Annotated in this window: 1 protein-coding gene; it reads left to right on the plus strand. The window is 50.1% G+C overall.

The annotated features are described in order from the left end of the window. Nucleotides 1-50: 50 nt before the first annotated feature. On the plus strand, nt 51-1,920 hold a 1,870-nt coding region (locus tag J7439_RS25315; protein WP_209204833.1), incomplete at its 3' end, for a ZmpA/ZmpB/ZmpC family metallo-endopeptidase-related protein.

Here is a 1,920-nt window from a genome sequence, read left to right on the forward strand (position 1 = left end):
GTTCGATACCTGAGCCTGGCACACACAGGGAAAAGACACCGGACGAGACTTTGGAAAACACGAAAGACAAAGCCAGAAAAGCCTCACAGAACCTACGACACCAGTATGATAAATCCGCCGCCCCAACACTACCGGCCAGCCAGTTGCCAAACACACCCTTGGCACTGGGGGCTCTGGTCGGCCTGTCCGTGGTCGGTGCGGCATCAGCATCCGCCTCTGACTGGATTAACGTGACGGATGCCAAGACACTGGGCGATATCTGCCATGTTCCGAAATTACCATGTGACAGACAATATCGCCTGGTTAAGAATATCGACGGTAGCCAATTGTCCCGATCCATTGGCACTGAAACCAATCGATTCACCGGCAAGTTGGACGGCAATTGTCGTACTATTAGCAATTTATCGAAGTGCCTGGTAAAAAACCTGGCTGGGGACCTGGGCCGTATCGAGAACCTGACCCTTAGTGATGCCAATATAGCCTCAGCGGATACGGTCGGGGTAGTGGCTTGTGAAATGTTTGACAAATCCGAGATCAATAATATTCGGATTGAACGTGCTAACGTTATTACCAACAACAAGAAGGATGCAAACGCAGCTATTGGCGTGGGCAGAATACATGACAAAAAAGCAGCTATTTCTAACATGACTGCGTTGAACTGCACGGTGAAAACCAACGCCACCGATGGTTATGCCGGTATTGGTGCGGGATTATCGAAAGGTAAAATTAACAACATAATGGCGGTGAACTGTCATGTTGAAACAATGGGAAACAATGCAGATGCCGGTATTGGGGTGGGACGTCAGCAAGGAAAAGATGCAACGGTTACAAGCACGATAGCGTTGGACTGCACGGTGAAAACTAACAACGCTAATGCAGGTGCTGGTATTGGGGCTGGATCATCGATGGGAGGAGACGTTAGCAACACATTAGCGGTGAACTGTCATGTTGAAACAATAAAAAAAGGTGCAAATGCCGGTATTGGGGCTGGATCATTATCGAGGGATGGAACTGTTAAAAACACGACAGCGTTGAACTGCACGGTGAAAACCTCAGGCGAAGAGGCAAGTGCCGGTATTGGGGCTGGATTATTATGGTTTGGAACTGTTGACCACACGAGAGCGGTGGACTGCACGGTGAAAACCTCAGGCGAAAAGGCAAATGCCGGTATTGGCGCAGGATACATTAAGGGAAAACAAAGAATTACCAACACCAGGGTGATCAATAGCACCGTTGTAAGTAATGATACAATTGCCAATGCGGGTATCTTGGGAGGAGCTGCCCCGGTTATTTGTAATGTCACTGTTAATGGCGAACAACAAACCGACACTGCCAAGGGGTGTCAGTATAGGCAGCATAATGATTTGTGTGCAGTTATTGACCTTATTGACCCCGACTTGGCAAAACTAAATCTCCAAATCGCTAATTATTGTCCAGCCCCACCAACCACAGAGACGGTGGCCAAAACACCAGGCAGCACCATGAACTCTTTCAGTTCGGGTTCTGACACCACGACAACGCCCCCAACCACTATGGACACAGCACCAGACACAACCATGAACTCTTTCAGTTCGGATTCTGTCACCACGACAACGCCCCCAACCACTATGGCCACAGCACCAGACACAACCATGAACTCTTTCAGTTCGAATTCTGTCACAACGACAACGCCCCCAACAAGTGGGCCCGAGGTGCAAAAAGTGAACTTCTCTGACCCAGGTTCTGCTACATTTGCCGCACCAAGCCCTGCTATTATAGCTTGTATCGCCACCCTGGGCACGGTGATTATTGTGCTGGTCGGTGTGATCGCCTACCGCTATTACAGCCAAAGGTCATCGACTAATGCTGGTCGTAACCGCGCGGAACCCATGCCGCCCCCACCCAGCAGCCGCCCCCGTGCTGAAGGACAGCTGGTTACTT

The sequence above is a fragment of the Salinisphaera sp. G21_0 genome (genome assembly GCF_017744115.1).
Classification (GTDB): domain Bacteria; phylum Pseudomonadota; class Gammaproteobacteria; order Pseudomonadales; family Endozoicomonadaceae; genus Endozoicomonas.